This window comes from Streptomyces sp. NPDC002130 (genome assembly GCF_040296465.1).
Taxonomy (GTDB): Bacteria; Actinomycetota; Actinomycetes; order Streptomycetales; family Streptomycetaceae; genus Streptomyces.
Genome location: NZ_JBEOXI010000502.1, coordinates 1 through 2859 on the forward strand (window position 1 = coordinate 1; position 2859 = coordinate 2859).

The 2859-nt window shown below is 60.2% G+C and carries 3 protein-coding genes and 1 pseudogene; all 4 read right to left on the minus strand.

Translation table 11 applies throughout. From position 1 onward, the window contains the following. Positions 1-366, minus strand: a 366-nt coding sequence (locus tag ABT116_RS41790; protein WP_351645595.1) for a hypothetical protein, incomplete at its 3' end; no start/stop codon positions are given. Continuing rightward, positions 363-722: a BlaI/MecI/CopY family transcriptional regulator gene (locus ABT116_RS41795; protein WP_019747377.1), complete on the minus strand. Its 360-nt coding sequence runs from the start codon at positions 720-722 to the stop codon at positions 363-365. The genes ABT116_RS41795 and ABT116_RS41790, both read right to left, overlap by 4 nt. A 399-nt stretch (positions 723-1121) precedes the next feature. Next, on the minus strand, positions 1122-2306 hold the full coding sequence (locus ABT116_RS41800) for a L,D-transpeptidase (RefSeq protein ID WP_019747378.1): 1185 nt from the start codon (positions 2304-2306) through the stop codon (positions 1122-1124). A 185-nt stretch (positions 2307-2491) separates the two neighbouring features. Beyond that, a pseudogene (locus ABT116_RS41805) lies at positions 2492-2809 on the minus strand (DUF305 domain-containing protein); the annotation flags it as partial. Between the last annotated feature and the right edge of the window lie 50 nt (positions 2810-2859).

Consider the following 2859-nt stretch of genomic DNA (forward strand, 5'->3'; position numbering starts at 1 on the left):
CTGGTGTAGCTCGCGGCGAGTGCGGGAGAAGCTGAACAGATGGACGGTGCCTCGCACCGCCCCGATGACCAGGGCTGACCCACCGAGTACACCCACCGCCGTCTCGAGCCTGGCCGGCGCGTCGTCGTGAAGGGCGAGCCAACAGCTGTGGGCGAATTCGATCAGCGACGAGACACCACCGTGACTGGGTAAAAGGCTCAAGATCACCGGGACACTGATACTCACTACAGTTCCGAGTGCCAGAGCGCCCCACAAGACGAGGACGACATGCGGATCAACGCCGCGACGCATCATCGATCCGAGGAACAGCGGGGAGAGTGCGGCAACGAGAAGGCCACCGACCGCCCACGCGAGGACGGCTGTCACTTCTTGCCTCGTTCACGCAATCCACGCGCCAGGATCTTCGATTCGACGTCGGATGTCCCGCGAACAAAATGCAACAGGACCCCGGTCGGGTCTCCGGTGGATTCGAGAAGTGCGCGCAACCCGTCAGCTGCCGCTTCCTCGCGGCTTCGCGTGGCTTCGTACCAGTACGCGCGCCCGTTTCGCTGACGATGCACCCAACCTTTGCGATGAAGATTGTCCATGACGGTCATCACCGTCGTGTACGCCGGTTCACGGTCGTCATCGAGGCCGTCGATGACGTCGCGCACACGGACCGGTTCGGTGGAGCGCCACAGCACATCCATCACCAGCGCCTCGAGCTCTCCCAGACCTTGCATTTTTCCTCCTCGTAGAGCTGCATTCGTCACCGCACCGTGCGAGTGCCCAACCTGCAACCTCCGTCGCTTTCGTACGGGGCCCAACCAGCGCTGTCGGTGATTCGTCGGTCACAGTGATGTGGGACCGCTCGATGAGGGTGTCGTGTCGACTCTGCACGCTGGAGGTTGCCGAGACGGCGAACCGAAGCCCTGTAGAAATACTATCTGTTCTGCTTCCCGTCGCCGCCCCGATACGGCGGCGGTGTCTGGCGACCTCCTCCCGTGACGATCTGCCGAACCCCTGTCAGCTCTGACAGTGTCAAAAGGTTTATCCAGCACTTTCGCGTCGACTACGGGAGAACGTCTCGCGCGGAGCTTCTGTTTGCGATTCAGCATCGTTTGCCGGCAGGGCGACAGGTCTTACAGCGCGCTGCCTTCCGACCATCGGTCCCACGGCACACTCCAGTCGCCGTTCTGCCACAATTCGAGAGGGGCGCCGCCGGTATTGCGTATCTCCACGACATCTCCGGGAAGCGAAAAATCATAGAACCATTGAGCATTGGCGCGACTGAGGTTCAAGCAGCCGTGTGAAACATTGGTATTGCCTTGCGCCCAGACTGTGTCTTCGAGTTCGTGAAGGTAAATTCCGTCGGTGCTTATTCGGGTGGCGTAGTTGATTTTTTCCTTGTACCCCAGCCGGGAATTGACGGGAAGTCCGTAGGTCGACGAGTCCATGATCACGGGGTTGGCCTGATCGAGGACGGTGTAAATGCCTGGTTGGGTCCAGAAGGAGATCGTTTGGCCGTTGACGAGCTCGGTTCCTCCCATGCCCATCGATGTCGGCATAGTGCGCACAGTTTTGCCGTTGCTCGTGACCGTCACTTGCTTGGTCGTATCGTCGGCGACGGCGATATGCGAGTCGCCGATGGTGAATGCAGTCGTGGCGTCTTCCTGTCCGAACAGTCCGCCACCGAGCGGGACGCCGAAGACCGCAGCCCGGACCGTGACCTCGGTGCCGGGGGGATAGTACGCACGAGGTCGCCAGTGAACATTCTGGTCATCCACCCAGTACCACGAGCCTTCGAGCGGCACCGACGTTTGCACAGTCAGGCTTTTCTCCGCCGCTGCACGATCGAGGATCGGCTCGTCGAAATGCGTGACAATAACGATCCCTACCCCGAAAGTGCCACCATCTGTGAGGAGGTTACCCCCGGCCGTCACGAAGGATGGTTTGGTCAGGTTCCGCGGCTTGACTGTGGAGAAGGTGCTGGACTGATCGAGACGTGAGCCATCGTTTTGGGTGGCTGACGCTGTCATCGTGTAGGTCTTCCCGTAGTCCAAGGACGCGCCGGGTTTCCACACCTGCCGGTCAGGGGTGAAGATGCCATCGACCACAGCCCCGCCCACTTCGGTGAGCACTACCGAGTCGAGCCTCCCGCCAACAGATTCCACCGTGACCGGATCAAGGGGGTTGACGGTATCTGTCCCCCCGGAAGGAGTCATCACCAGCGCGGAGACAGGAGAGTCGTTCTCGGCGGGCGCACCCGTGTCACTCGGTGCGGACTGCGGTGCTGTGGAGGTGCATCCTGTCAGCGTTGCGACCATAAGGACAAGGACGACTAACCCTGTATGCCGTGTTGAGGCCATAATTGTTCCTTCACGTCAGTGGGTGGGGAGCGCCGACGAAGACAGTGATTCGCAAGGGACGCAAGTAATCAGATGGAAGATCAGAGCGGACAACGAGAAGAGAGGCTTCGACGGACAGGCCTAGCCACTCGCCAGTTTCCGGATCAGTTCTGTTGCAAAAGTGCTTGCATCGCGGTGATCTCGGACTGCTGTGCGGCGATGATATCGGTAGCCAATTGCTTGGCGTCGGCGTTGTCGCCATCGGATAGTTCCGATTGGGCCGTCGCGATCGCGCCGGAGTGATGTTCGATCATCATCTTCAGCCACGCGGTGTCGAAGTCCCCATCGCGCAGCCCCTCCAATTGAGCGATCTGCTGCTGGGACATCATTCCTGAGGCATTGTCCGCGCTCGTGCCCACCGCTCCCATCGATTGCGCAACACCCAACTTCGCGCAGATCATCGCGAAACCCTTTGAGGTGTATTGATTGGGCTCAATCGGTGGACGCAACATTCGAGGTCAGGAGGGTGTTG

Bases quoted from the DNA above. Each gene is read 5' to 3' on its own strand.
- ABT116_RS41800 (WP_019747378.1), bottom strand. From the start codon at position 2,306: ATGGTCGCAACGCTGACAGGATGCACCTCCACAGCACCGCAGTCCGCA.
- ABT116_RS41795 (WP_019747377.1), bottom strand. From the start codon at position 722: ATGCAAGGTCTGGGAGAGCTCGAGGCGCTGGTGATGGATGTGCTGTGG.